At 71.2% G+C, this 26461-nt stretch carries 17 protein-coding genes; 6 read left to right on the top strand and 11 right to left on the bottom strand.

Translation table 11 applies throughout. The annotated features are described in order from the left end of the window. Window positions 1-140 precede the first annotated feature (140 nt). The gene (locus tag ACFYX4_RS27505) at window positions 141-1109 is read right to left on the bottom strand and encodes a hypothetical protein (RefSeq protein ID WP_389338852.1); all 969 of its coding nucleotides are present in this window, start codon (window positions 1107-1109) and stop codon (window positions 141-143) included. 169 nt (window positions 1110-1278) lie between these two features. Here ACFYX4_RS27505 and ACFYX4_RS27500 point away from each other — a divergent pair, with 169 nt between their 5' ends. Further along, window positions 1279-1851, top strand: coding sequence for a TetR-like C-terminal domain-containing protein (locus tag ACFYX4_RS27500; protein ID WP_389338849.1), 573 nt, complete (start codon window positions 1279-1281; stop codon window positions 1849-1851). Between the two features lie 14 nt (window positions 1852-1865). Here the strand turns inward: ACFYX4_RS27500 and ACFYX4_RS27495 are convergent, their stop codons facing one another. The 3 genes from ACFYX4_RS27495 to ACFYX4_RS27485 all read right to left on the bottom strand — a co-directional run bounded on the left by ACFYX4_RS27495 (window position 1866) and on the right by ACFYX4_RS27485 (window position 5283). Next, a complete protein-coding gene (locus ACFYX4_RS27495) occupies window positions 1866-2237 on the bottom strand; it encodes a VOC family protein (protein WP_389338846.1) in 372 nt (123 codons plus the stop codon). A gap of 58 nt (window positions 2238-2295) precedes the next feature. Next, on the bottom strand, window positions 2296-4032 hold the full coding sequence (locus ACFYX4_RS27490; RefSeq protein WP_389338843.1) for a DUF2264 domain-containing protein: 1737 nt from the start codon (window positions 4030-4032) through the stop codon (window positions 2296-2298). A gap of 192 nt (window positions 4033-4224) precedes the next feature. Beyond that, window positions 4225-5283 carry a rhamnogalacturonan acetylesterase gene (locus tag ACFYX4_RS27485; RefSeq protein ID WP_389338840.1) on the bottom strand — a complete coding sequence of 353 codons (1059 nt, stop codon included), beginning with the start codon at window positions 5281-5283 and terminating at the stop codon, window positions 4225-4227. Between the two features lie 192 nt (window positions 5284-5475). Between ACFYX4_RS27485 and ACFYX4_RS27480 the strand changes: the two genes are divergently transcribed. After that, complete coding sequence (locus ACFYX4_RS27480; RefSeq protein ID WP_389338837.1) at window positions 5476-7164, top strand: rhamnogalacturonan lyase B N-terminal domain-containing protein; 1689 nt, start codon at window positions 5476-5478, stop codon at window positions 7162-7164. A 15-nt stretch (window positions 7165-7179) separates the two neighbouring features. On the opposite strand, the gene ACFYX4_RS27475 is transcribed toward ACFYX4_RS27480, so the two are convergent. Further along, a complete protein-coding gene (locus tag ACFYX4_RS27475; protein ID WP_389338834.1) occupies window positions 7180-8592 on the bottom strand; it encodes an RICIN domain-containing protein in 1413 nt (470 codons plus the stop codon). 1 nt (window position 8593) lies between these two features. Continuing rightward, a complete protein-coding gene (locus ACFYX4_RS27470; RefSeq protein ID WP_389338831.1) occupies window positions 8594-9721 on the bottom strand; it encodes a family 43 glycosylhydrolase in 1128 nt (375 codons plus the stop codon). 209 nt (window positions 9722-9930) lie between these two features. Between ACFYX4_RS27470 and ACFYX4_RS27465 the strand changes: the two genes are divergently transcribed. Both ACFYX4_RS27465 and mmuM read left to right on the top strand, forming a co-directional pair. Next, window positions 9931-12036, top strand: a complete 2106-nt coding sequence (locus ACFYX4_RS27465; RefSeq protein WP_389338828.1) for an autotransporter — start codon at window positions 9931-9933, stop codon at window positions 12034-12036. A 387-nt stretch (window positions 12037-12423) separates the two neighbouring features. After that, on the top strand, window positions 12424-13362 hold the full coding sequence (gene mmuM, locus ACFYX4_RS27460; protein ID WP_389338825.1) for a homocysteine S-methyltransferase: 939 nt from the start codon (window positions 12424-12426) through the stop codon (window positions 13360-13362). 176 nt (window positions 13363-13538) lie between these two features. On the opposite strand, the gene ACFYX4_RS27455 is transcribed toward mmuM, so the two are convergent. Then, complete coding sequence (locus tag ACFYX4_RS27455) at window positions 13539-15359, bottom strand: carboxylesterase/lipase family protein (RefSeq protein ID WP_389338822.1); 1821 nt, start codon at window positions 15357-15359, stop codon at window positions 13539-13541. Between the two features lie 346 nt (window positions 15360-15705). On the opposite strand from ACFYX4_RS27455, the gene ACFYX4_RS27450 reads away from it, so the two are divergent. After that, window positions 15706-16737, top strand: coding sequence for a hydroxyacid dehydrogenase (locus ACFYX4_RS27450; protein ID WP_389338819.1), 1032 nt, complete (start codon window positions 15706-15708; stop codon window positions 16735-16737). Between the two features lie 36 nt (window positions 16738-16773). Here ACFYX4_RS27450 and ACFYX4_RS27445 read toward each other — a convergent pair whose 3' ends face one another. The 3 genes from ACFYX4_RS27445 to ACFYX4_RS27435 all read right to left on the bottom strand — a co-directional run bounded on the left by ACFYX4_RS27445 (window position 16774) and on the right by ACFYX4_RS27435 (window position 22699). Beyond that, a complete protein-coding gene (locus ACFYX4_RS27445) occupies window positions 16774-17748 on the bottom strand; it encodes a hypothetical protein (protein ID WP_389338816.1) in 975 nt (324 codons plus the stop codon). A 7-nt stretch (window positions 17749-17755) separates the two neighbouring features. Then, window positions 17756-18151, bottom strand: a complete 396-nt coding sequence (locus ACFYX4_RS27440; RefSeq protein WP_389338813.1) for a hypothetical protein — start codon at window positions 18149-18151, stop codon at window positions 17756-17758. Between the two features lie 120 nt (window positions 18152-18271). Next, window positions 18272-22699: a CHAT domain-containing protein gene (locus ACFYX4_RS27435; protein WP_389338810.1), complete on the bottom strand. Its 4428-nt coding sequence runs from the start codon at window positions 22697-22699 to the stop codon at window positions 18272-18274. Window positions 22700-22877: 178 nt separating this feature from the next. Between ACFYX4_RS27435 and ACFYX4_RS27430 the strand changes: the two genes are divergently transcribed. Next, complete coding sequence (locus ACFYX4_RS27430) at window positions 22878-25466, top strand: hypothetical protein (protein ID WP_389338807.1); 2589 nt, start codon at window positions 22878-22880, stop codon at window positions 25464-25466. Between the two features lie 101 nt (window positions 25467-25567). On the opposite strand, the gene ACFYX4_RS27425 is transcribed toward ACFYX4_RS27430, so the two are convergent. Next, the gene (locus ACFYX4_RS27425) at window positions 25568-26023 is read right to left on the bottom strand and encodes a peptidoglycan-binding protein (protein ID WP_389338804.1); all 456 of its coding nucleotides are present in this window, start codon (window positions 26021-26023) and stop codon (window positions 25568-25570) included. Between the last annotated feature and the right edge of the window lie 438 nt (window positions 26024-26461).

The raw sequence follows: 26461 nt of genomic DNA, 5'->3' as shown, positions 1-26461 counted from the left end.
ACGCGGACGCCGGACTCGCGGACGGCCGCTTCCCCTCCGCCGGCGAACCCTCCCCCTCGCCGCCGGCCGCGCAGCCGGTCACGCTCAGGACGGTCAGGGCCGCCGCGGCCCAGAGCGACAAGGGCCGCGGAAAGGCGCGTTCAGACACGGGAGACCGTCCCGCAGCTCGCGGAGGCGTTCTCCCGGATGCCCTTGCTGCGGTCGTACGGGTCCACGGTGGGACCCGTCTGCGCCGGCCCCGTGGGCTCGCCGGTCGCGAACTCCGGGTGCAGGAAACCGTCGTAGACCTCGCAGGTGGAGTTGGCGATCTCCTGGTCGTACTGGAGGAGCAGCAGCCGGCCGGCGGTCACCTGGTACTGCGTGGGGTCGGCGAGTTCGACGTCGAGGACGCGGCGCACGATCGTGCGGGTGACCTCCAGGGAGCCGTCGGCGCGGGCGACCGGGTAGACGAAGGTGTAGTCGGCGTGCACGGCGACGCCGGCGTGCTTGCCCTTCTTGACGGTCATGTGCCCGCGCGTCTTGACGACGTCGCCCACCACCCGGATCTCGTCGGGGTCGAAGCGGGTGAACAGCGTCACGGGGTCGTTCTTCTCGCCCGGGGAGCGCAGGCCTGCGTCGAGGTGGTCGAGGAGCTCCGGCTGCTTGGGGTCGAGGAGCGACAGCGCGGCCTTGGGCCGGTCACCGCGCAGCGTCGCCGGGTCGAGGTTCGCGCCGACCAGCAGCTTCTTGGTCAACTCCAGTGCCTTGCCGACCCGCTCCTGGGACACCGAGCCGACGGCCTTCGCGGCGGGCGGGACGATGCCGGCTTCGCCGTCGGCCCAGCGCAGGGCAGGTGAGCCGGCGAACGGCCGGTCCAGGGTGGGCGTTTGCGCGTCCGTCTTCTCGGGCGCGTCGGTCGGCGCGGCGGTCTCGGCGGGCAGCGGCGACGCGGCGGCGGCCTCCGCCCCTGCCGAACCGAGGGGGTCACCGGGCAGCAGCGAGGGCTTCACCGCCACGACGAGCACACCGATCGCCGCGGCCACCCCGAGCGCCGACCACGCGGGCCTGCGCCGGCCGGCCCGACCGTCCGTCTCCCGCCAAGCGGGTCCGGTCCGCCAACCGTCGGGCATTTCAGGGGATCTGCCAGCCACGCGTGCCTTCCCTATTGCGCACAAGACGCTCACATCGTTCTCACACAGGAAGCCAACATGATCACATGCCCGGTCGCGCGATCACCAGGGGCCTACACTCCTCAGGGTTACCCCTAGCTCTCAAGGACCCGGGACAAGCGAGGCCACCATGCCCCGAGCCGGCCTCACGCCCGACCGTCTGGTCGCGGCCGCCGCCGACCTCGCCGACGAAGTCGGCTTCGACCAGGTCACCGTCTCCGCGCTGGCCCGCCGCTTCGGGGTGAAGGACGCGAGCCTGTACTCGCACGTCCGCAGTCTCCAGGACCTGCGGACCCGGGTCGCGCTGCTCGCCGGGGGCGAGATGATCGACCGGATCGCCGCGGCCGTCGCCGGGCGGGCCGGCAAGGACGCGCTTGCCGCGTTCGCGGAGGCCTACCGGGAGTACGCGCTACGGCATCCGGGGCGGTACGCGGCCACCCAGATCCCCGTCGACCAGGACCTCGTCGCAGACGCCCCCGCCTTCCGCCGCACCGCCGAGATCACCTACGGGGTGCTCCGCGCCTACGGCCTGGAGGAGCCCGACCTCACCGACGCCGTGCGCCTGCTGCGCAGCACCTTCCACGGGTACTGCGCCCTGGAGGCGGGCGGCGGCTTCGGCGCGCCCCGGGACGTGCGGCGGTCGTGGGACAAGGCGATCGACGCGCTGCACATCGCCCTGACCCACTGGCCGCGCGAGAGCTGAGGCCGCCCCGTCCGTCAGCTAGCCGCTCGCTCCGCCGCGCTGCGCTCCACGCAGAACTCGTTGCCCTCCGGGTCGGCGAGGAGCGCCCAGCCGGTGCCGTCGGGCTTGCGGTGGTCGTCGACCAGGGTGGCGCCCAGGGCGAGCAGTCGGTCGACCTCCTCGTCGCGGGTGCGGTCCTGCGGCTGGAGGTCGAGATGGACGCGGTTCTTGACCGTCTTCTTCTCCGGGACGGTGACGAAGAGCAGCCCCGCCCCCTCGATCAACGCCTCCGGGTCCCCCGGATTGTCGTCCGCGGCGAGAGGCTCGCCGAAGACCTCGGACCAGAAACTCGCGAGGGCGTAGGCGTCGGAACTGTCGATCGTCACATGCCGGATTCTCGATGTCATGCCGGGGATTCTCGTGCACGTGATCACCCCGGGCAACGAGGTATCGGAGCGGCGAGGCTCAGTGCGGCGCCACCGACCAGGAGGGTGTCGCGGACCGTTCCGCCGAAGCGGTGAACCGGAACCGGGCCACCGTTCCCGTCAACCAACGGACGGTCAGTTCATGGGAGTTCAGCCCCTCCGCCGACACGGAGACGGACACCAGGTCCGTCAGGGGCGGGGGATCGGCCTCGGCGGTGAGGCGGGCCAGGGCGACGAAGAGGGTCGCGGGACCGTCGTCCGTCGTCCCGGACAGCGAGGACGTGCCCGACAGACCGTGCGCGGGAAGCAGTTCGGCCCGCGGTCCCCCCTCCGGCGCCCACCCCGTGATCCGCACCTCCGTGCCGGAGGCCGCGCCCGCCACCAGATGGGCGCGCACCTCCACCGCGCCGTCCGCCACGACCAGGCTGGTGACCTCGGCCCCGGAGTCCACCGCGTGCCGGGAGGCCGCCCACCCCTCCCCCACGCCCAGCGGGACGATGCCCTCGCGGTGTGCGTCACCGCCGACGAGAACGGAGTTGTCCGGGGGCGTGCCGGTCCGGGGGCGCGTCACGGTCGAGTAGGCGAACCGCGTGTAGTGCGGGTCGTACCGCACGTCCTCACTGCCGTGGTTGTGCAGCCGCACCAGTCCGTCCGAACCGGTCGTCTGCAACAGCCAGTTGGGCGGGTGGACGGAGGTGACCGCGTCCCCGCGCTCCGTCGGCCCCGGTTCCTCAACCGCCGTCCACACCTCGTGCTCCGGGGGGAGGAGCAGGCCGATGAAGCCCTTGCTCGCCCAGTACGGGGACGCCGGTCCCGAATAGCCTTGCAGTACGGCGGAGTCGGGGCCGTGCCAGCCGAGGGTGAGCAGTCCGCGGGCATCGACCGCGCCCCGGTCCAGGAAGTACTTCAGCGCGCCCGAGGCCAGCCGTCGGGTCTCGCCGGGGGCCAGCGGGGTGCGGCCGGTCAGGGCGCCCAGCCAGAGGGGGGCCGTGGTCGCGAAGCGGTAGGTGAGCGAGCGGCCCTGGTGCAGGGGGGCGCCGTCGCCGCCGAACAGGCGGGCGTAGTCGGTGAGATGCCTCGACAGGCGGCCCCCGTACAGGTCGAGCAGCCGGGTGTCGTCCGCGAGCCAGGCGTGCAGCACCGGATAGAGGTGCATGGCCCAGCCGTTGTAGTAGTCGAAGCCGCGGCCGACGCCGTCGGTGTACCAGCCGTCGCCGACGTACCACTGCTCGATCCGTTCGAGACCCCGGTCGACCGCCCTGCGGGAGGCGTCCGGCTCATGGCCGACCGACTGGAGGAAGCCGCCCACGGTGACGGGGAACAACTCCCAGTTGCACGCCCAGGGTTCGGCGGTCAGCGCCTCGCCCAGCCAGGCCGCGGCCCGCTGCCGTACGCCGTCGTCCAGCCGGTCCCACAGGGACTGTCTGGTGAGCCGCAGGGCGAGGGCGATCGACGCCGCCTCGACGAGCGGCTGGCTGCGGTCCGTGATGCGGGGCCACACGCCGGACACACCGGCCGCGAGGCCGTCGGCGTAGCGCTCCAGGGCCGTCTCGTCGCGGCGGAAGGCGGCGAGGAGGAGGGTGCGGGCGTACCCCTCCAGGCCGTCGGAGAGACGGCCCGACCAGCTCTCCCGGTCGCCGGGGAAGTGGTAGAGCGCGCGGTCCTCGGTGGCGTACGGCTCCACCGCGGCGAGGAGGGCGTCGGCCGCCGCCTCCCAGTGGACGCGGGTGTAGCCGGTGCGGGGGCTGAGGGCGCGGTCGGGCGGAGGGAGGTGCATCGGCGGTCGCTTCCTCGGGGAGCACGGCGGGACATCGGCGGGACGGCGGCGGGACAACGGCGTTGCGTGGACGCCCAGTTCGCGACAGGAACGGGACGACGGCGGAGCACTGGCAGGGGCAGGAGCATGGGCAGGGGCGGCGGAGGCAGGGCCTGAGGGCGCCCCGGTTCCGGTCGGGGCGCCCCCAGGGGCTCATTGCACCCGCACGGCGCCCTTCGGCACCAGATGCAGGGCGGCGAGTCCGTCGCGGACCAGGCCCGCGTAGACCGTGGCGCCGTGCACGGACGTGTGCGTGTTGTCCCGCTTCTCGTTGTACAGGTACAGCACCTTGGAGCCCTCCACGCCCAGCGACTCCACCAGCGCCTTGGTCTTCGCCGTGAGGTCGATCAGCGGGACGCCCCGCTCGGCGGCGACCGCGCGGATCACGGCCGGGTGGTCCACGCCGAGGCCGTTGACCAGCAAGGCCGTGCCGTTGTTCAGCGTGCCGTCGGCGTTGAACCAGCGGCGCACGATCGGGGTGACGAGGACCGGCTTGCCGCCCTCGGCCCGGACGCCCGCCACCAGCGTCTCCAGGTTCGCCCGGTACGTCGCCTCGTCGGTGGTCTTGTCGTTGTGGGCGAGCTGGATCAGTACCAGGTCACCGCGGCGGATCTGCGGCTGCACGGTGGCCCACAGCTGCGGGTTCCCCAGGTAGGTGACCGTACTCTCCCCGGAATCGGCGTAGTTGGCGACCGAGACGCCCTTGCGCAGGTACTGCGGGAGCTGTTGGCCCCAGCCGGCGTACGGTTCGCCGGGCTGGTCGCAGACGGTGGAGTCGCCGATCAGGAAGATCTGCCGGGTGTGCCGGGCGGGCGTGACCCTGATGCCGGCGAGGGCGGGGGCGGAGCCGCCGAGCACGAGGTCGAGGCCGGGGGTTCCGGCGGGGCCGGTCGGCTCTCCTTCGGGGGTGCGGACGTTCACCGTGAAGCTGCGCGCGATCTGCCGGCCCGCCGGGACGGCGGTCTCCGGGAGCAGGGCGCGCCAGGTCTCGCCGCTGATCGCGGTGCTCGACGCCGCGTCGCCGCCGAGGAGGACCGTCACGTCGTACATGCCGGCCGGGACGTCGAAATGGCAGGTGCCGTCGGCGCAGTCGGCGATGCCGAGGACCGGGGGGCGGCCGGGGGCGGACTGCGCCGCCTCTGCGGCGGGCACGGCCGTCAGCGCGGTGGTCAGGGTCAGCGCCGCCAGCACGGCTGGGGTGAAACGTCTCACTGCGGCTCCTCCGTCACGGCAACAGGGCCTGGCGGCTGGACCGTACCGCCTCCCGCAAGCGCTTTCTAGATCCCCGGCTCATTTCACACGATTGCCAACTCCGTGTCGGCGAAAGCCCTTTCGCGAAATCGATTCAACTGTCACTCTGCCCACCACACCCGCACCCCCACACCTCCCGAAGGAGGCACCCCCATGTCCGGATCCCAGGATCGACGACCGGTCCGACGCCGCGCCTTCGTGCTCGGCACCGTCGGCGTCACCGCCGCCGCGTCGGCCGCCCTCGCCGGCCCGCTCGCCGTCCCCGCTGCCGCCGCGGCCTTCGGCTACACCGACGACGGCACGCACTACGTCGTCGACACCGGCGCCCAACTGGTCTTCAAGGTCAGCAAGTCCAACGGCGACCTGACCTCCCTGGTCTATCGGGGCGTCGAGTACCAGGGCTACGGCGGCATGAACTCGCACGTGGAGTCCGGACTCGGCGCCTCCACCGTCACCGTCAAGCAGTCCGGGACGACGATCCTGATCTCCGTCGCGTACGGCACGCTGAGGCACTACTACGCGGCCCGCAGCGGCGAGAACAACGTCTACCTGTGGACCGACAAGGCCGACGCCTCCGTCTCCGCGACCCGGTACATCGTCCGGGTGAAGAAGGGCCTGTTCCTCAACGACGAGCCGGATTCCTACACTTACACGAGCAGCACGATCGAGGCCTCGGACGTCTTCGCGAAGTCCGACGGCCAGACCCGCTCCAAGCACTACTCGAGACTGCGCGTGATCGACTACGACTACGTCGGCTGGTCGACCGGCTCCGTCGGCCTGTGGGTCGTGCGCAGCAACCACGAGAAGGCCTCCGGCGGCCCCTTCTACCGCTCCCTCCTGCGCCACCAGAGCGCGGACGGCGGCGGCCTGTACGAGATCCTCTACTACGGCCAGAACCAGACGGAGGCGCAGCGCTTCGGCCTCCAGGGGCCCTACGTCATCGCCTTCACGGACGGCGGAGCCCCCTCCTCGGCGCTGTTCCCCGGCACGCTCACCACCTCGTGGGCGGACGCGCTCGGCATCCCCGGGTACGTCGGCGCCGGCGGCCGGGGCCGGGTGGCCGGCGTCGGCATCACCGGGCGCGGCACGGCGCATCCGTACACGGTCGGGCTCGCCAACTCGACGGCGCAGTACTGGGGTCCGGCGCGGGCCTCCGACGGGTACTTCTCGATCGGCGGGGTGCTGCCGGGGACGTACACGCTGACGGTCTACAAGAGCGAACTGGCCGTCCACAGCGCGCAGGTGACCGTGTCCGCGGGGGCGACGACCACGCTCAACACGATCGCGATCCCGTCGTCCAACGATCCGTCCAACGCGGGCGCGATCTGGCGGATCAACGACTGGACGGGCACGCCGAGCGGGTTCAAGAACGCCGACCTGATGACGTACGCGCACCCGTCGGACGTGCGGGCCGCCGCCTGGACCGGCAACGTCGTCGTCGGCAGCGGCAGCGAGACCTCCGGGTTCCCCTGCTATCTCTGGAAGGACGTCAACAGCGGTCTGCTGGTGTACTTCCGGCTCACCGCCGCGCAGGCCGCCGCCGCGCACACCCTGCGCATCGGCGTGACGACGGCCTACGCCAACGGCCGTCCGCAGGTCGTCGTCAACGACGTCTGGACGTCGGCCGTCCCCTCCCCGCCCACCCAGCCGAACACGCGGTCGCTGACCAACGGGTCCTACCGGGGCAACAACCACACGTTCACCTACAGCGTGCCGGCGAGCGCCTGGCTCAGGGACACCAGCCGGTACAACGTGCTGAAGATCGACGTGGTGAGCGGGTCGGGGACGACCGGTTTCCTCAGCGCGGGGACCGCGATCGACGCGATCGACCTGCTGGGCTGACGCGCTGAGTGACCGTCAGGTGCCGCGTGTCCACTGCTGGTTCGTACCGCCGTTGCACGTGTACGTGATGAGGGCGGCGGAGTTGGCGGTGGACGCGCCGTTCACGTCGAGGCACTCGCCCGTGGCGCGGGACTTGACGTTGACGTATCCGCCGGTCGTGGTCAGCGACCACTGCTGGCCGGCGGCCGAGGAGTCGCAGTTCTCCTGGGTGACCGTGCTCGCGTTCTCCTGCACGCACAGCGAGCTGTTCCTGACGGCGAGTTGGTAGTAGCCGCTGCCGACGGCTTTGAACCAGTACCTCTGGTTGCCGCCGCCGTTGCAGTCCCACTGCTTGAGCTGCGCGCCCTGCCAGAGGGACTGGCTGGTGACGTCCGCGCACTTGCCGCTGTGCCGGGCGATCAGCGTGTTGTACGTGGCGCTCGTGCCGGTGACGGAGCCCGAGGCCGTGTCGACGGTGACCTCCGGCGACCAGGACAGGGACATCGTGTTCGAGGTCGGGAAGGCCAGCGGCAGCCAGACGTATCGGGAGTCGTTGACGGTCCCGCCGAAGGAGTTGCCCCAGCGGTCGCCCAGGTACAGGTACGAGGTGCCGGAGGAGCCCTGCACCGGCAGCACGTACGCGGTCTGCGAGCCGTACGTCGTCGAGTCGCCGACGTTCGCCATGGCGGTCCACGGGCCGGCGATGCTGGTGGCGGTGGCGTACTGCTGCTGGTTGGGGTTCCAGCCGGTCGCGCCCGAGGTCAGCATGAAGTAGACGCCGCCCCGCTTGAACAGCGCCGGCGCCTCGCGGTGGCCGCCGTGCCAGGGGTCGGCGACCAGGCTCGCGATGCCGGTGTAGTCGGCGGTGAGCCGGTAGATCTGGAGGTCGTAGTTCTCGCGGGCGGCGGAGATCATGTAGCCGGCTCCGTCGGTGTCGACGAAGACGGTGATGTCACGGGACATGTGCTGGCCGAGCGGACGGAAGCTGCCCTGCCAGTCGTAGTTCCCGTCGACGGTGTCGGAGACGGCGACGGCGGCACGGGCCTCGCTGTAGTCGGCGCCGTTCTCCTTGTGCATCCACATGACGAACTTGCCGGTGGCCGCGTTGTACACGACCTTGGGCCGCTCGATGTTGGCGGTGGCCAGCTCGGGGTCGCTCGCCTGGGTCAGGACGTGGTTGCGGAACTCCCAGTTCTTCAGGTCGGTGGAGCGGTAGGCGTCCACGTACCGGAAGGTGTTGTCGGCGTTGCGGTGCTCGCCGAACCAGTAGTAGTAGTTCCCGACCTTGAGGACGCCGCCGCCGTGGGCGTGCACGGGGTTGCCCGAAGTGTCCTTGAACTGGATGCCGTTGGCGATCGTCTGGGGCGCGGCCTGGGCCGGCCCGGCCGCGGCGAGGGCGAGGGCGATCGCCAGGCAGAGGGCGAGCAAAACCGCGCGGACGCGTCTCATCTCACGCACCTTCCTTCACGGTGTCGGCGACGGGGACGCCGAAGTCGGGGCTGCCGTCGGCCTTCCAGCCCAGGCGCTGGACGCGGGTGTGCCGGTTGGGATCGTTCAGCGGGTCGCCGACGATCTCCTTGTACTGGCGGGCGTGGTACACGAGGACGTCGGTGCGGCCGTCCTCGGCGACGGTGAAGCTGTTGTGCCCGGGACCGTACTGGCGGGTGGTGTCGTTGCTGGTGAAGACCGGCGTCGGGGACTTCGACCAGTTCGCCGGGTTCATGAGGTCCGCGTTCTCGTCGATCGTCAACAGGCCCATGCAGTAGTGGGAGTCGGTCGCGCTCGCCGAGTACGACATGAACAGCCGGCCGTTGCGATGGATGACCGACGGCCCCTCGTTGACCTTGAAGCCGACGCACTCCCAGTCGTACTCCGGTGTGCTGAGCCGAACCTGAGGCCCCGTCAGGGTGACCGGGTCGGCCATCCTCGACAGCCAGATCGCGGTGTTGTTGCCCATGCCGGGCTCGTGCTGCGCCCAGGAGAGGTAGCGGGATCCCTGGTGGGTGAAGGTGGTGGCGTCGAGGGAGAAGGTCTCCCAGGCGGTCTTCAGCTGTCCGCGCTCGACCCAGACGCCCCTGAGCGGGTTCGGGTGGCTGTTCTCCAGGACCCAGATCCGGATCGCCCAGATGTCCTCGGCGGGCGCGGAGGCGAAGTAGATGTACCACTTCCCGTCGATGTGGTGGATCTCCGGCGCCCAGATGTGCGCGCCCATGACCCCGCTCGCGTGCTTGCGCCAGACGACGGATTCGGCGGCCGATCCGATCCCCCGCAGGGTGCGGGACCTGCGCAGGACGATCCGGTCGTACTCGGGCGCGGTGGCGGTGAAGTAGTAGAAGCCGTCGGTGTGCCGGTGGATGTGGGGGTCGGCGCGGTTGCGGACGAGCGGGTTGACGTAGGGGTCGGCGGCGCGCGGGCAGTCCGGTGAGGTCGCCGCGTGGGCGATGGGGGCGGAGAGTCCGGTGAGGGCGCCCGCGGCCAGGGTGCTCTTCAACAGCAGTCGTCGGCTGGGCGGTTCGGTCCCCGCGGGCTGCCGGGCGGGCTGTCCTGCGGGTTCGGGGAAGGCTTCTTCGCGGCTCATGCGGTCTGCCTCTCTGTAGGCCCTGCCAGTTGGAGGGCCAGTGGGGGGACACAAAAAGACACAGAAACGTTCGGCATTTCGCACAAGATCTGTCATCCGAACGTCGAAAAGGTAAGGGCGGGTTACGGCGCGGTCAACGGGTCGTGCGCGACTCGGTCTCGCGAGCGGATTTCTGTTATCGGCGGAGCGCACCGTCCGTCTCCGACGACGTGCGCAGCCATACCCACAAGACAACAGCGGCCGCCGGCGCTCTCGCGGCGGTCGCCGCCCTGCTCGCCGTCGCTCCCCCGGCGGCGGCCGACGGCCCCCGGGACGTCACGGCGGACGTGCTCGCCGGCCGGGACGTGACGCTCAGCGGCGACACGGCGGTCACCGTGCCGCCCGGCACGACGCGGTACGACGGCGTCCTGAGCGGCGAGGGCACCCTCACCGTACGGGGCGGCGGGACCCTGATCCTGACCAAGGACAGCGACTTCACGCTGCCGGAGTCCCGCCGACGGCAGACCGTGCGGACGCTCGGCGGCAATCATCCCTACGTCACGGTGACCCGCCCCGACCCGCCCGCCGTCATCGTGGAGCGCGGCGCGACCCTCCAGTACGGCGACGGCGGGACCACCGGGCTCATCGGCCATTTCCCTTACGGCACACCGGCGTTCCGGCTCAACCAGGACAACGTCCGTGTGGACGGCACCCTGCGGCTCGCCCTCCGGAGCGCCTACAACCTCGGCACCATCAGCGGCTCCGGACTCATCACCCAGCCTCGATTCCTCTGGGGCACCTGGGACTTGTCGGGTGCCCACACCTTCTCCGGCGTGATCGACAACGGCACGGGCCTCAACGCCGGACGCCCGGAGTACGCGACGTCGCTGCCCGACGTGCGCAAGATCCTCAACCAGGGCACCTTCACGGTGGACACCCCGCTCGGCCAGACCGTGACCATGGGCATGGACTTCTACCAGCGCGAGTACGGCAGCGACATCAACGTGCAGTCCCGGCCCGGCGGAAAGGTCGTCCTGACCGGGCAGTACAGCTGGTCGGACCGGGGCGGCGACACCGACCCCTCGCTCAGCGACCCGGCTCTGAACTGGACGCCCGCGCGCAAGAACGTCAACAAGCGCGGCACCAACATCAAGGGCGCCGACGTGCGGTGGGGCGACGGCACGACCGCCAGGATCTTCATGCCGGGCACCGCCGAGACCGTGTACATCAACCTGCTGGCGGCCCGGCAGCGTTCGCGGCTCACCTTCGACTACAACGGCCCGGTGACGCTCGGCGCACCGATCGGCGGCGGCAGGTACCACGACACGCTGTCCGCGCCCGGTGCCGGGGACGTCGTCATCGCCGGGACCGAGGGCAACGACGTGACCTTCGCCGCCGCACAGTACTACGACGGTTCCACCACCGTGGAGAAGGACGCGGTGCTGCGCCTGGGTTCCGGCCGGGCCGGCGGCGACGGATCGCTGCTCACCGGGACGGAGCGGCGGCGCGTCGTGAACGACGGGACGCTCGTCGTGCGCAACACCAGGACGGCGATCTCCCTGTCCCGGCTCGGCGGCACCGGCTCGCTCGTGCAGTCGGGGACCGCGACGACGACGCTCACCGGCTCGGCGGTGACGTACACCGGAACGACGACGGTCCGGAAGGGAACCCTGGCACTGAGGGACGGGGCGACGCTCGCCAACAGCCGTGCCGTCGAGCTGAGTTCGGCGGACGCGATCCTGGACGCCGGGGGCTCCGCACTCCGGGTGACGAGCACGCTCAGCGGTAAGGGGGTCGTCCGGGGCGGTGTGAGGAACGAGGGGGTGGTCGTAGGCGGAGTCACAGTGAACGGCGACTACACGCAAGAAGCGCAGGGCCAACTCGTCCTCTCCGCAACGCCGTTGAAGGTGAGCGGGACGGTCCGACTGGCAGGCGCCCTCGAACTCTCCCGGGGCGGCGCCGCCCTCACCCCGGCCCGGAAGATCACCGTGCTCGACCACACCGGAAAGTCCACGGTGAACGGCACCTTCGAGGGTCTGCGGGAGGGCGCCGAGGTGAAACTCGCCGACACCGTCTACCGGATCAGCTACCGAGGCGGCGACGGAAACGACGTCGTCCTCACGGCCACCACCCCCTCGACGAAGCCCACCGCCCCCACCGCCCCCGCCACGACGGCACCCGCCGAAACCCACACCACGACCGCCGCCGACAACGACGGCCTGAGCTGGTGGCCGTACCTACTGGCCGCGGGCCTCCTGGGAGGCCTCGCACTCCCGGCAACACTGAGAGGGAGGAGGAGCGGGCGGCGCGGGGGCGGGGGCCGGCACGCGGGGTAGGCAGGGTGCGGGGGTGGGGCGGGCGGTGTGGAGGTGGGGCGGGGTGAGGCGGTGGCCCCGGCTGGGCACGGATGGAGCGCGGTCGGCTGGGTGATGCGGCGCGCTGGGCGGGCGGGGCGGCGGCGTGGGACGGACTGGGGCGGCAGCGTCGGTGGTCCGGGGTGGCCCCCTCGGACAGGCGGGGCGGCGCGCCTGGGGCGGGGCAGCCGCCTGGGGCCGGGCAGTCCGGCGGCGCGGACCGGGCAGGAGCGGTGGCATCGGACGGCGGTGCGGCGGTGTGGCGTCCGCCGGACTGGCCCGCAGTGTCGGCGTTCCGTATGGCGGACGGGGCGTTCACGGAGTGGACGTATCCGGACGTCGGCGGTGGGTGTCGACTAGCGTCGGGGCATGACCAGCGACACCCCTTCCCCGTCCGCCCAGCCCCTCGCGGAGGCCCTCGTCTCCGGTGCCGTCGTCCTCGACGGCGGTATGTCCAACCAGCTGGAGTCCGCCGGGCACGACCTGAGCGACGAGCTGTGGTCGGCGCGGCTGCTCGCCGAGCGGCCCGAGGCGATCACCGAGGCGCACCTCGCCTACTTCGAGGCGGGCGCGAACGTGGCGATCACCTCCAGCTACCAGGCCACCTTCGAGGGCTTCGCGAAGCGCGGGATCGACCGCGCGGAGGCGGCCCGGCTGCTCGCGCTGAGCGTGGAGCTGGCCCGGGACGCGGCCCGGCAGGCTCAGAAGAAGGGTGTCGCGCACCCGCTGTGGGTGGCCGCGTCGGTCGGCCCGTACGGGGCGATGCTCGCGGACGGCTCCGAGTACCGCGGCCGCTACGGGCTCACGGTCGAGGAGCTGGAACGTTTCCACCGGCCCCGCGTCGAGGTGCTGGCGGCCGCCGCGCCCGACGTACTGGCGCTGGAGACCGTGCCCGACGCCGAGGAGGCCGAGGCGCTGCTGCGGGCGGTGCGCGGGCTGGGGGTGCCGACCTGGCTGTCGTACAGCGTCGCGGGCGACCGCACGCGGGCCGGGCAGCCGTTGGAGGAGGCGTTCGCGCTCGCCGCCGACGTCGACGAGGTGATCGCGGTCGGTGTGAACTGCTGCGCCCCCGAGGACGTCGAAGGCGCCGTGGCGACGGCGGCGCGGGTGACGGGCAAGCCGGTCGTCGTCTATCCCAACAGCGGCGAGGCCTGGGACGCCGAGGCCCGCGCCTGGAACGGCCGCTCCAGCTTCGCCCCCGAACAGGTGCGCGGCTGGCGGGAGTCGGGCGCCCGGCTGATCGGCGGCTGCTGCCGGGTCGGGCCGGAGGCGATCACGTCGATCGCGCGGACGCTGGCGTCGGCCTAGCCGGGGCTCTCATCGCCCTCACCTCCCTCACCTCCCTGCACGAGGCGGGGCTCGACGCGCACCCGGCGCCGACAACGGGCCGGTCGCGGGTGGGGGTCGGGCGAGACAAATGGGGGCCGCCGCCGGTGCCGACGTGCGAACTCGCAGAATGCCGGGGCTACTTGGCGCGGCAGTCGTCAGCGGCGTCGCGGCCCGCCCGCGCGGCGCAGGCGGCGGACCGCCGAGCGGAGTTCGGCGGTGCGCGGGAGCCGTGCGGTCAGCCCGTCCGGCGGGGCATCGACCGGGGCCCGGACCGGGACAGCCGCTCCGCCGGAGGAAGGTGCCCCGCCGGAGGCAGACGCTCCACCGGAGGCCGGAACCCCCTCGACGCCTCCGGCCTCACCAGCCCCACCGCCGTCTCCGCCGCCCCCGCCGCCCCCGTCAAAAATCGCAGCTCCCCCGACCACCGCTGCGTTCCCGTCGAGCGCCGTGCCCTCGGTGTCGTCGGTTCCCTCCCTCTCCCACAGGGCCAGCTCCCGGTCGCGCGGGCCGAGGGCGGTGTACGCGACGCCGTCGGCGGCGTCCGCGCCCGGGTCGCCGAACACGCGCACCGGGTGCGTCGGGCCCCACGCCTCCCAGCCGGGGTCGCCCGTCGCCGCGAACCGCACCCACGCCCCGTGCATGACGTCGGTCAGCTCGCGCGGGGCGTGCTCGCCGGCGAGCTTCGCGGCGTCGGGCACGTCCCCGGTGTCGAAGACGAAGCCCAGTTCCAGCGCGTGGCAGGCGCCGAGCCCGGGCCGCCCCGACGGCCAGGCGAACTCGTACACGTACGACGAGCCGGGGCGGGCCTCGGCCAGGCGCTGGAGCGGCCGGCGCAGCAGATGGTCGGTGATCATCTGCCCGACGATCTCGGCGGTGCCGGCCTCGGGGTGCAGCGCCCGGTAGCCGCGCGGCACCTCGTGGCCGCAGTGGCAGCGTGCCATCGCCCCGGCCAGCCCGACGGCGCCGAGCCGGTCGATGCGCTCCAGCAGGCCGCCGGGGACCAGCCAGAGCCGGTACTCGTCGCTCGTCCAGCCCAGGAGCAGGTCGGCGTCGGGGGCGGCGTCGCCGTCGACGAGGGCCTGGAGCGGGTCGCGCGGGACGAGGTCGCCGTCGACGACGACGCCGAAGGCGGGCCCGCCGAGGACGGGGCTGCTCAGCCTGCCGACCTCGGCCTGGGTGCGCAGCAGGACGTCGCGGTCGACGGCGGCGAAGGCCTCGGCCGTGGCGGGGACGCGCAGCCGGTTCGCCATCCGGCGGACCATGCGCCGCACCTTGTCCCGCGGGAGCGCTTCCGGCGGCCCGCTCTGGAGGACGGCCCGCCGGAACAGCCCCCGCGCCTGCGGGGCGGCGATCAGCGCGCCGATGCTGATCGCCCCGGCCGACTGACCGGCCAGGGTGATCCGCGCGGGATCGCCGCCGAACGCCTCGATCGACTCGTGGACCCAGCGCAGGGCGGCGAGCTGGTCGCGCAGGCCGGGGTTGGCCGGGACGTCGGGGAACAGGCCGTAACCTTCCACGCCCAGGCGGTAGTTGACCGAGACGAACACGACGCCGTCCCGTGCGAAGTTCCGTCCGTCGTAGACCGGTACCGCCGAGGTGCCCCTGGTCAGCCCGCCGCCGTGCAGCCACACCAGGACCGGCAGCCGGCTGTCCGGGTCGGGCCCGGGGGTCCAGACGTTGAGGTTGAGGCAGCCGTCGCCGGGCACCACCGGGTCGGACAGGTACTGCGCGAAGGCCTCGGAGTACAGCGGTTTCGGCGCCGTCGGCCCGAAGTCGCCCGCGTCCCGCACGCCGCCCCAGGGTTCGGGCGGCTCGGGAGGCCGGAACCGTCGGGGTCCGAAGGGGGGCGCCGCGTAGGGGATGCCCCTGAAGACCGCGATGCCGTCCTCGTGGCGGCCCCGGACCGCTCCGTAGGGGGTGCCGACCACGGGGGCGGGCCGGTCCTCGGCCACGGCGTTCGTCCGGCCTGCCGTCATCTGCCCACCAGCCCTCCAGGCCCCAAGTCCCGCGGCACTGCGGCACTGCGGCACCGCGCCGCCGCCGCGCTCGTGCACCGGTAACACCAGAGCACCACAGCGGCGCGCGGTATTCCGGCGCACGCGCCCCTGACAGGGCTGTTCGGGGGACGTCAGGGTGCCGAAACCGCTTCGACGACCCGCCGTGACGACGTCGACCTGACCACGTCGAGCTGACCACGTCGACCTGACCACGTCGACCCCGGCCGGTTGACCCCACTCCAGGCGATTGACCCCACTCCAGGCCGGTCCTACCGTAGAACGCGCTTGCAGAAAACGTTTCCCACGCACGCACCTCAGGAGACTCATGCCCAGCGCCCAGCTGCCCAGGGCCGTGTTCGCCATGGATCCGGTGCACCTCCCCCTCCTGTTCCCCGCGCCGCTCCAGGCGCGGCTGCGCCGGGCCGCCGCACTCGATCCGGCGCTCGTCGTGCAGGACTTCCGCGACCTCACCGGCCCCGCCGCGGCGGACACGGCCGCCGCGCTGGCCGACGCGGAGGTCCTGATCACCGGCTGGGGCTGCCCTCACCTCGGCTCGGAGGCGCTCGCCGCCGCGCCCCGGCTGCGCACCGTCCTGCACGCCGCCGGCTCCGTGCGCTCGTTGGTGGGCGACGCCCTGTGGGACCACGGCGTGACCGTCTCCAGCGCGGTGACCGCCAACGCCGTTCCCGTCGCGGAGTACACCCTCGCGATGATCCTGCTGGCCGGCAAGGACGCCTTCGCGCACCGCGAGCGCTTCCGCCGCACCCACACCCACCCCACCCACGCCGAGACCGCCGCAACCGGCAACGTGGGGCGGCGCGTCGGCGTCATCGGAGCCTCCCGCGTGGGCCGTTGTCTCCTCGAACTCCTGCGGCCCTACGACTTCGAGGTGTTGCTGCACGATCCCTACGTCGACGCCGCCGAGGCAGCCGAACTCGGCGCCAGGCCGCTCTCCTTGGAGGATCTGCTGCGGCACAGCGACATCGTCAGCCTGCACGCGCCGGACATTCCCGAGACCCGTCACCTGCTCGACCGCGAGCGGCTCACGCTGGTGCGCGACGGCGGTGTGCTGATCAACACCTCACGGGGCGCGCTCGTCGATCACGCCGCTCTCACCGACGAGTTGGTCTCCGGCCGGCTGCACGCGATCCTCGACGTCACCGAACCCGAGCCGCTGCCCGCCGACTCCCCCCTCTACCGTCTCCCCAACGTCTTCCTCACCCCGCACATCGCCGGCTCCCTCGGCAACGAACTGGAGCGCCTCGGCCGTACCGTCGTCGAGGAACTGGAACGGCTGGCATCCGGCCGGCCCCTGACCCACCAGGTCCACCGCGCCGACCTGACCCGGGTGGCGTGAGGGCCTTGTTGTCCCGAAGCTCCCGCGAAGTCGCGGTCACGAGGGCAGGACGGTCATGGTGGGCGGCGGATCGATGAAGGTCGGGCTCGTCTGCCGCGAGCCGGTGCTGAGATATGCGCTGATGCGCTGCCCCGCGGCGTACTCCGCGCGAGGGTTGGCGGGGCGGGGCCAGTTCAACGCCGAGTACAGCAGCCCTCGGTGGACGTCGAAGCACGCCTCGATCAGGGTCCCGTAGGTACGGGCCGCCGCCAGCATGCGCGTGTAGTACGTCACCCAGGCCACCGCGAGCCCGACGACCGGTGCCCACCACGCCCAGACCACGAACACCGTGAAGACGAGCGCGCACAACCAGCTCTGTACCGACAGGTACAGTCCTGTCCGGGCGGCCGCCACCTCCTGGCGGGAGTCCTTCGGCAGCAGCAGCCACAATCTGGGCCAACACGTCACGGCGTCCAGCCCGTACCGGGAGCCCGGGCGCAGCTCGGCGGCACGAAGCACGTTGCCCAGGCGGGTGGGCATCCGTTGCGCGGGCCGTGGGGGAACCTGCTGGTAGCTGCCGCGGAGACGGCCGAGTTCCGCGGTTTCGACGGCGCTTCGTGTGTCGGGCGGGACGGCGAGCAGGACGCGCAGCCGGGTGGCTGCCCCGTCGGCTCGGTCGCTGAGGCGCCGCCTGGACCACTCCCGCACGCTGGTCGCACGAGGAGGCCAGTACCCTTCCAGCAGACGTAGCGTCGGCCGGGACAGGTGCTGAAGGAGCAGACCCGACAGCGTCAGCACTATCAACAGGCCGACCACCAGCAGCGCTTGGGCCAGGAAAGGCAGGCCGCGCGCGTCGGCCGTCCACTGCCGCAGTGCACCGAGCCAGCCCAGCCGCTCGACCGTCGACCACCCCTGCCCGTACAGCCAGGCGAGGAATCCCCCCGCCCAGAAGGCGAAAGCCGGGGAGAAGAGAGCGGTCAGCCACCGTTCCGCGAACTTGCCCCCGAGTCCCTTCCAGAAGTCCTCCAGCACCGCCGATTCACTCCCCGGCCGCGCGGAAGGTCAACGTCTCGCCGTCATACGGACACGTCGACAGGGGCGGCGTGGGGTCGGCGACGTCAAGGATCGGCCAGGCGTAGTCCCCGTTGGGGCAGGCGTAGCGGTCGTTGACCGGTTCCGGATCCCCGGCGAGGTCGCCGTAGCCACCGGCACGGCGCTCCTCCTTCACCTTGGGGAGCAGTTCGTCGAAGCGTTTCCGCGTCGGCTCGTCGAGAGCGAGTAACTCGTAGATCCGGTCGACGGCATCCTCGCGGTCCTCCGGCGACCCGGCCTCCTCCACCTCTCGGATCAGCCGTGCCAGGGGCTCCCGCACGTCTGTGGCACCCACTTCGTCATGGAGTCGCCGCGCGGCTATGAGGAACAGTTCGATGTCCACCACCTCAGTCTGCCCGCCCCGGCGGGCCGGTATTGATGGCGGAGCAGAAACTGTTCCGGTCCCAGGACGCGGGACGATGCGTGGGAGCCGATGCCGGTCGTGACCATGATCGCGGTGCCGTCACACACCGACATGGGAGAAAGCGGCCCACTCGCTGAGGTGCGCGAACGACCTCTCGTGCGGCGGCTTTCGGAGCAGCTCCCTCCTCCATGGGCGAACGGCCTCGCGCGGCAGGACGTCGTCAGCCCGCAGATCGGCGAGCTTCTCGCCGTTCGTCGTGTCCCGCAGCCACTGCTGCGCCGAGCGCAGGGCGGTCGCGGGGGAGACGGCGGGGTCGACCCTGCGCTCCCGGTGGAACCGCCCCATGAGAAGGGAGGTCGCCAGCCCGGTCACGGCCCACTGGGTCGCCATGACGCCGGCCGCCCCGGACTGGAGCAGCCCCGTCGGAAGACTGACCACCTCATCGGGCAGCTCGAGTCCGGGGATGAGGCTCTCACAGCTGGAGAGCACCACCAGCCGCACTCCCTCGGAATCCTCGCCGAGGAGGCGCAGACGCAGGAGGGCCTCAAGGGTCAGTGGCTCGTCGTCGGCCAGAATCAGGGCGCTTTTCAGGGGCTCGCTCAGATTCGCGATGCCGTGGCAGGCGAAGTGGTGAACTCGGAAGGCGGGAAGGGCCGCTGTGACGTCGGCGACGGTCGCGGCCTCCCGGCTGAAGCCCTTGGCCGTGGGGAAACAGGCGCGGGCAGCGGCGACCTCCGGGACAGTGAAGGGCAAGGGAGTTTGCTTGCTGGGCCGCGGGTCCTCCACGGTGAGCAGCGACTCGGTCACCGCCCGGTCGGCGATGTCCTGGGCCGCCTTGACGCTGCGCGCGTTGGGCGCGTACGCCAGTGAGCAGTCGTCGACGGCGTACCTGCGCCCCGTCGGACGTGAGGCGTCGGCCGTCCAAGCGGCGTGCAGGGGAAGCAGACCCAAGGTTCCGGCGGGAATGAGGATGGCGCGCGCTGCCGGACCGAGCCGGTCCAGCACGGCGGCCATGACGTGATCCCACAGCCATGAGCAGACGGCGTCCAGCGTGCCCCGCCATACCGCCGGATCACGGCTGCAACCGTCGTGGGCCCGGCGCAGGTCGCTCACCCTGCGGGTGACATCCCTTTCCGTGAGGTCCGGCAGCCAGACGGTCTCTGTCGTGCCGTCGGCTCGCACCAGCAGCGCCACTCCGCCGGCATTCGTCGTCGCGAGGTAGACAAGCGGTGCGGTGCGAGCGGCGGTGACCACGTCGGCGAAGGTCGAAGGCCGGAGAAAGCCCGGCCGGACGGCGCGGATCATGGTGATCGCTTCGTCGAGTTCGCGGCGGGACTGCTCGAGTGCGTGCTCCGGTGCGAAGGACGCCGTATCAGGGTCGATGGTGTCGCGGGACTCCCCGCTGCGGAGCTGATCCGCCCAGGCGTCGTTGGCACGCCGGTATCTCTCCACCAGTCGGACATGGCCCTCGCCGATCAGGTCGTCGAGTTGTGCCCGGTCGCGCTCCAGGACCTCGCTCATCTGGAGCGCGCGGCCGCTCTCCAGGGCGACGACGGCCTTCTGCTGCTCCTCCTTGGCGGCCAGCACATACGCGCTCAGGGAGGGTATACCCCGGGCAGTTCTGAGCCAGCGCTCTTTGTGGGTCCGGCCGTACTGGGATTCGAAGAGTCTGATCATCGCCTCGCCGGCCACACCGGCTGCTTCCGCGGCGTCGTCCCAGGCTCCTTCCTGGAAGACCCACTCCAGCCAGGAACGCGCCGAGCGCAGGGTGGCGCCGGCCTGGGCGTTGAGCCCCGAACGGCAGCCCTTTCGATACGCCTCCAAGGCCGCCCGCCGGTCGTGCCGTCGCCCCAACTGCCGATATCGCATGTGCAGCAGGGTTGCCAGGGACATCAGGGAGGTCGACATGTTCACCCATCCCGGCGGCGCCTCGGCGAGCGCGTTGCCGGTCAGCTCGATCGCCCGGTCCAGGTCCTTCACATCCCGCAGGCGGTCGTAGCGGGCTTGCAGCCCTCCGGCCAGATTGACCAGGAATCGCGGCCGGTTGGGACTCTCCGGATGGGCGACGTCCAGGGACTGCTCGAAGACGTCGACGGCACGCAAGAGGTCTGTGAGGTCGTGGGTGGTGCGGTAGCGGTCCATGAGCGCCGCGCCGTAGTTGTTCAGGACGCCGCCGGAGGTGAGGCGAGCGGCGGCCGGCAGGTCCGAGGCGCGCTCATGGACCTCGACAGCCCTGTGCAGGTCTCTTGGGTCACGTGTGCTGTGGTATCGGTCGCGCAGCGCGATGCCGAGGGTGTTGAGGACGCCCGTCAGACGCACCGTCGCCTGCGGAGGGCTGTCGAGGACCGTGTCGAGCAGGGCGATGGACCGGTCCAGGTCGTGCAGGTTTCCCGTGCGCCCGTAGCGATCCCACAGGGCCAGGGCGAGGTTGCCCGCGATCTCGGCGTATTTCTCCTCGCCCGGGTCATAGCTGGGAAGGGCTTCGTTGTGACAGGAGACCGCCTGGTCGAGATCCGCGGAGACACCGTCGTGGATGTAGCGGTCACGAAGGCACATGCCCAGCATCCCCAACGCCTCCGCCCGATCCCGGGAGCCGGGCGGCAGATGGGCGACGGCGTCTTCCAGGAGGGCGATCGCCCTCCTCAGGGCCTCTGCGCCGCCCCTGGCCACATAGCTCCTCCACAGATTCAGAGCCAGGTTCACTCCGGTCTCGTAGGCGTGGGCGGAACCGGGTTCGGCCTGGCTGAACTCCCTTTCCAGCACGGCGACAGCCTCGTCCAGCGTCGAAGGATCAGCGATGGCGTCCAGTCGGTCCTCCAGGGTCACGGCGAGATGCCGCGTCGTCGAGACACCCGTGATGGACGCGTCGTCTTCGGTGGCCTTGCGCAACTGCCGCCCGAGGTCGCTCAGCCAGGCGAGGTCGTCGGGGCGTCCGGACGCGGTGTAGCGGATCCCGACCGCGTGGAGGAGGTTCTTCAGGGCGGTCACGCGGCCGTATGCGTTGTCGTCGGGGGCGGCGGCCGCCGAGGCGAGAGCCTCGATGGCCCGGTCCAGATCGCCTGTCCGGCTTTGTTCGTCGGCCTGGTTCGGATCGCTGGTGGCCGCGCCCCCCAGCTCGTACCGCGCCAACAGGGCCAAGCCCAGGCTCCCCAGCGGTTGGCTCACCCCTCCGAAGCCGTCGGCGTGGGCTGTGGCCACGCAGTTCTCCAGCAAGGTGATGGCCTGCTCCAGGTCCTCCGGCCGGCGGTCGCGTGCCGCGCGCGCCCGCAGGATCACCGCGAGATGCCTCTGGTAGACGACCGTCTGCTGTGGCTCCGGTGGCGGCAGGGCAAGGGCCTCGTTGATCAGTGTCAGGCTCCGGTCGATGCTGGAGGCGTCTCCCCCTGTCTCGGCCTGCCGGAACACGGCCATCGCGAGTGCGGCCAGCAACTCCGGGCGCATGGGGTCGTCATCCGCTGTCTCGTCGAGCAGTTCGGTGAGGACGTCCGTGCTGTGGCGGAGATCGGGCAGTCGCTGGTAGTGCTGCCAGCGCAGGTCAAGGACGTGAGCGAGTTCACGCAGTAGCTCCCTGCGCATTTCCGGGCCGGTTTCGTCGCCCTGCGCCGTGGCCCCCAGGGTCGCGATCAGGAGATCCAGATCGCTGCGGCTCGGCCGTCGGTGGATGCTCATCCGCAGCGTCTCCAGCAAGAGGTGACGCCGCGACGCCAGTTGTGGATCGTCTTCGGGACTGGCGTCGACCGCCCCGCTGAGCACCTTCACGGCCTCTCGCAGGTCGTCTCCGTCCTGCGATGCCTGGAAACGTGCCGTCAGCATGGCACCGAGATCGGTTTCGCGCCCACGCTCATCCGGAGAATTGGGCGATGCCTCGTCGACCGCGGACCGTGCGGCGGTGATGGCGCGCTGAAGGTGGCTGAGGTCCTTGCTGTGAACGAACCGCTGGACCAGGCCTGTCGAGATGGCTGCGAGCGCGTCGCCCCGGAACCGGGAACCGGGCACGCCGGCGGACTCCTCCAGCAGGCGCAGACCTGCGTCGCGGTGCTCGTCGTCCGCACCGAGATGGATCAGCAGACGCCCCAGTCTCAAGGCCGCCTCGGCCCCCGCGGCGCTTCCCGGCGGCTCTGTGGCGCGGGCCTCCTCCAGGGCCGTACGGGCGACGCTGAGCGCCCGCTCCGGTTCAGCGGCGTCCACTGCGAGGATTTCGGCGACGAGCAGCCGCACGGCGATCCTTGTCCGGGACGACTGCCGGGCAAGCGCCGCGTCGGCGACCGCGTCACAGATCACCTCCCGGGCCATCTCCCGAGCGGGACCGCCGGAGTCCTCTCGCAGCAACTCCATCAGATCCGCCAGCGTGGTGAGGTGTGCGGTGCGCTGCTCGGCGACACCGGGCGGAGTGAACAGGATCATGACCCCCACCGGCACGATCTCCGGCAAGTCGTGCGGATCCTCGCTGCCGCCGGGCCAGGGGACGATCTCCACACGCAGGACGCTGCTCTCACCCGGGGCGGGCTGGCCTGGTGGCAGTTCCATCTACCGCTCCTGGGATGGCCGGGGGCGAACACCGTGAAAACGGTGACACTCCTCAGCATGCCTGAAAGAATCCTGACTCGGCGTCTGTTTCACCGACAGAGGGGGATTGTGGGTGTCTGAGGCGAGAGATCCCACTGTGCCACGAGTTTCGCAGCTCACGATCTGGTGGCTGCCGGAAGTGGAATTCGAACGGGCCCGCGATCTGTGGCCCCAGTTCGCCGCCGAATGGCGGGGACAGGATTTCACCGACTATTGCAGACGCCATGACGGATTCCTGAGAGAACTGACCGCGCTCGCCAAGAACGTCGCCGTCATGCGAGTCGGCCTCGATGCCTACCTGCGCTGGTGCGAGGCCGGTGCCGTCAACGACCCCTGGAACAGAGACCACTTCTCCCGATACGTCACCGAGAGCGGCGACCCGTCCGTCAAGTGGCCTCCCCGGCCCGATGACCCGTGCTGGTGCGGCCGCGGCTCCGCCTACAGCAGTTGCTGCGGCGCCCCCCTGCTGATGACACCGTCCCAGCACGACCGACTGGCGGCTATTCTCTTCAAGTTGATGAGCGCCCCGAGCTGGCATCACGCCCGGGCCCTTCTCCGGCATCACCCCGAACTGCTGGAGAACGATACCGAGATCGTCCTGTCGCATCTCCGGAAAAGGCACGAGGACAGCCCCGACACGCTCAAGGCGGTGAACGCGGCTGATGAACTGCTCTCCCGCTGCCGCGACATAGGCCTGGACGACGCCTTCGGCGAACTGCTCGGCTGGAAGGTGTCGAGCACCAACGGCCTGCCCGGCGAACTCGTGCGGGCCGTGTCCGAGGCGGACCAGGCCGAACGCCGATGCACGGCGGCGGACTGCGGGGAGGACGAACTGGCCGCCCTGGTCGAGGCCCATCGGGACCTGTTGACCCTCATGGACACCCTCGAACGCCCCTTGAGTGAACGTCGTCAGGCCCGACGCATGCATCTCCTCGCCCTCGTCCGCCGATACGGAGTGACACGGCGCGTCGAGCACCTTGAAGAGGCAGCCTCCGCGGTGACAGACGTGATCCGGCGGCCCACCCGTGCGACCACCGCATCGATCAGAGATCTGAAAGACCATGCCGCACTGTTGAACGCGCTACGTCAGCTGACCCAGCAGCCGCAGTCGCTGGACCGGCTGATCGAGATCATCAACGGGACCGTCCACGACGTTTCTTCGCACAGGCGCCTGGCATTGCTCGTGCCTCTCGCCGACGCATACTTCGACAGATTCCAGCACTGGGGCAACCGTACCGACCTGGACCGTGCCATCGAACTGCACGAGGAATCGACCCGGGTGCCGGACGTGGACCCGCATGAGCGCCTGCTGCGGGTGAACAAGCTGGGCGCGGCGCTGCGCGCAAGGACGCTGCACACTCCCAACGTCCGCGACCTCGACAGGGCCATTCGCGCCCTCGAAGCGGTCAGGCCGTCGTCCCTGGCGTCGGAGGAGCACTGCAGCGTGCTGACCAACCTCGGAAGTTACCTGCGTCTGCGCTACGAGGTCATCGGACGCACCAGCGACCTCGACGGCGCCATTCGCTCGCACGAGCGCGTCCTCAGAGAGGGGCCGCCCGACGGGGAGCAGCGGCCTTTCGCCCTCAACAATCTCGGGGTCGCCTACCTCAGCCGTTATGAGCGATTGGAAGAACGGGAAGACCTGCACCGCTCCATCGCACTCATCGAGGAGTCCGTCCAGGCAACGCCCGGAGATTCTCCGGTGCGGTGGGAGCGACTGCACAACCTCGCCCTGGCGCGGACCGCGTTCGCGGAGGAAGAACCGGACTCCGCCAATCTCATGACGGCGACCGCAGCCGTCGACGCAGCCGAAGCGATGACTCCGAAGGACTCCCCGCTGTACGCGTACTTCCCCGCGTTGCGCTCGGTCCTGCTCGCGAGGAGGTACGCCCTTCTGGGCGAGGCGTCGGACAACGACACGTCGATCGACGCGGGTGAACACGCCCTGTCCGCCCTGCCGGTGGACAATCCGCTGCACAAGTCGACGGTGAACGAGCTGGCCCACGCGCTCATGTGCCGTTTCCGACGCCTCGGCGACGCCGGTGACCTCGCCCGCGCCGTCGAACTGGCCGAGTTCGCGGTGGCCCAGCCCGAGTCGAGATGGCCCGCCATTCCCGCTCAACTACGGACCCTGGCCATGGCGCTGACTCTTGCCGGAGAGGCCGAACGAACCAGCGGCCTCTACCGCACCATCTGCGCGCACCCCGACAGAGGTGATCTCCAGTCCCGGTTCGCCGCGGCGTGCGACTGGGCGATGTGGGCATGCGCCCGCGGCGACGAGGAGGAGACCGCGGAGGCGGCACGCGCCGCACTGGACACCGCTGCACGTCTGGCACGTATCTGGTTGCCGGCCGGCGAGGCGACAGCGCACCGGTCGCACCGCAAGGCGCAGAAGGCCGGGGAGGTCCGGGACCACTTGTCACAGCAACTGTGCGGTTCGGCCGCGTCCGACTTCGACGTGGCGCGCTCGCTGTTCATCGCTTGTTCACCCCGGATCGGGGAAGCCGCCCTGCGCGACCTCGCAGAGGCTGGAGAGGGCACATTCGTCGAGCGTTACCGGACGGCTGCGGGAAGGCTACGGCTCCTGGAGCGGTCCTCGCTGGATGTGACCGGACTCGCCGGCGACAAACCCGTGCTGGCGCGCCTTTGGAGCGAGTTCGACACTCTCATCGCAGAGTTTCCCGGAGTGCCACCCGCGCCGATCTCATCGCTCTTCACGGACTCCTAGAGCCCGGAACACGGCGCAGCAGCATGGTGCGCTGTCCTCACCGGCGCGGACGGCACCGACGGCGCGGGAGGCACGTCCGCGCCGTCGGGTAGGGGCCGGGCTCAGCACCAACCGGCGCACGCGTTGGCGAAGTTCTTGAACGCGGCCTGGGTGCCCGAGCCGGCGATGCCGTCGATCGCGCCGGTGTAGCCCCAGTTGCGCAGCAGGCGCTGGAGTGCGCTCACCGTGCCGCCGCCGACGATGCCGTCGATGGCGCCGGTGTAGCCCCAGTGCGCCCGGAGGTTGCGCTGGAACGCCTTCCAGCTGTTGGTGCCGAGTTCGCCGTCGATGAGGCCGGTGTAGCCCCAGTTGGCCTTGAGCCAGCACTGGACGTACCCCGCCTGGGTGGCGTTCAGGCCGAGGTTGACCACCGCGAGCGGAGCGGCGGCCTGGGAGGTCACCGCGGGCTGCGCGGCCGGCGTGGACGCCGCGAAGCTCGCGCTCGCCCCGGTGAGGCTGCCGGCGGCGATGCCGGCTGCGGCGGTGAGACTGACGATGGTCCTGGTCAGAACTCGCATGCGTTTCCCTCTTCGATTCGTAGGGTGGCGCTTGACGTTGCTGACGCGCTGGTCCTCGATCGCGTCGACGCGGGTTCCCGCGGTCGCCGTCGTGGCGCGGAGAACTCGATGCGCGGAGAACTCGATGCGCGGCATCTGACGCACAGCACTCGACGCACCGCTCGCCTCCCGCCCGGCGCGCGGCGATCAGTGCGCGGCGCGCGGAGACGACCGTGGTCGGGGGCGTGGGCGGACCCTCGGCGACCGCGCCTCGGAGTCCCCCGCCCGCGTCGGACCGGTACGCGGCTGAAGCTACCCCCTCTGCCATGCCGAGTGCGCCGTCATAACTGGCCATTGGGACGCCGGTCGGTCGAAGCGGGAGGCCGACGGCCTTCACCTGGGGTTTCCGCCGTCCCGGAGATCCACCTCGGTCGACGCACCCGCCGCGCGAGGCTCTCC

Source organism: Streptomyces sp. NPDC002328 (assembly GCF_042890065.1).
GTDB lineage: Bacteria > Actinomycetota > Actinomycetes > Streptomycetales > Streptomycetaceae > Streptomyces.
This window is presented reverse-complemented; position numbering and strand designations above follow the sequence as displayed.

Coding starts and splice junctions, on each gene's coding strand:
- ACFYX4_RS27505 (WP_389338852.1), bottom strand. CDS start 1,109: ATGCCCGACGGTTGGCGGACCGGACCCGCTTGGCGGGAGACGGACGGT.
- ACFYX4_RS27500 (WP_389338849.1), top strand. CDS start 1,279: ATGCCCCGAGCCGGCCTCACGCCCGACCGTCTGGTCGCGGCCGCCGCC.
- ACFYX4_RS27495 (WP_389338846.1), bottom strand. CDS start 2,237: ATGACATCGAGAATCCGGCATGTGACGATCGACAGTTCCGACGCCTAC.
- ACFYX4_RS27490 (WP_389338843.1), bottom strand. CDS start 4,032: ATGCACCTCCCTCCGCCCGACCGCGCCCTCAGCCCCCGCACCGGCTAC.
- ACFYX4_RS27480 (WP_389338837.1), top strand. CDS start 5,476: ATGTCCGGATCCCAGGATCGACGACCGGTCCGACGCCGCGCCTTCGTG.
- ACFYX4_RS27475 (WP_389338834.1), bottom strand. CDS start 8,592: ATGAGACGCGTCCGCGCGGTTTTGCTCGCCCTCTGCCTGGCGATCGCC.
- ACFYX4_RS27470 (WP_389338831.1), bottom strand. CDS start 9,721: ATGAGCCGCGAAGAAGCCTTCCCCGAACCCGCAGGACAGCCCGCCCGG.
- mmuM (WP_389338825.1), top strand. CDS start 12,424: ATGACCAGCGACACCCCTTCCCCGTCCGCCCAGCCCCTCGCGGAGGCC.
- ACFYX4_RS27455 (WP_389338822.1), bottom strand. CDS start 15,359: ATGACGGCAGGCCGGACGAACGCCGTGGCCGAGGACCGGCCCGCCCCC.
- ACFYX4_RS27450 (WP_389338819.1), top strand. CDS start 15,706: ATGCCCAGCGCCCAGCTGCCCAGGGCCGTGTTCGCCATGGATCCGGTG.
- ACFYX4_RS27435 (WP_389338810.1), bottom strand. CDS start 22,699: ATGGAACTGCCACCAGGCCAGCCCGCCCCGGGTGAGAGCAGCGTCCTG.
- ACFYX4_RS27425 (WP_389338804.1), bottom strand. CDS start 26,023: ATGCGAGTTCTGACCAGGACCATCGTCAGTCTCACCGCCGCAGCCGGC.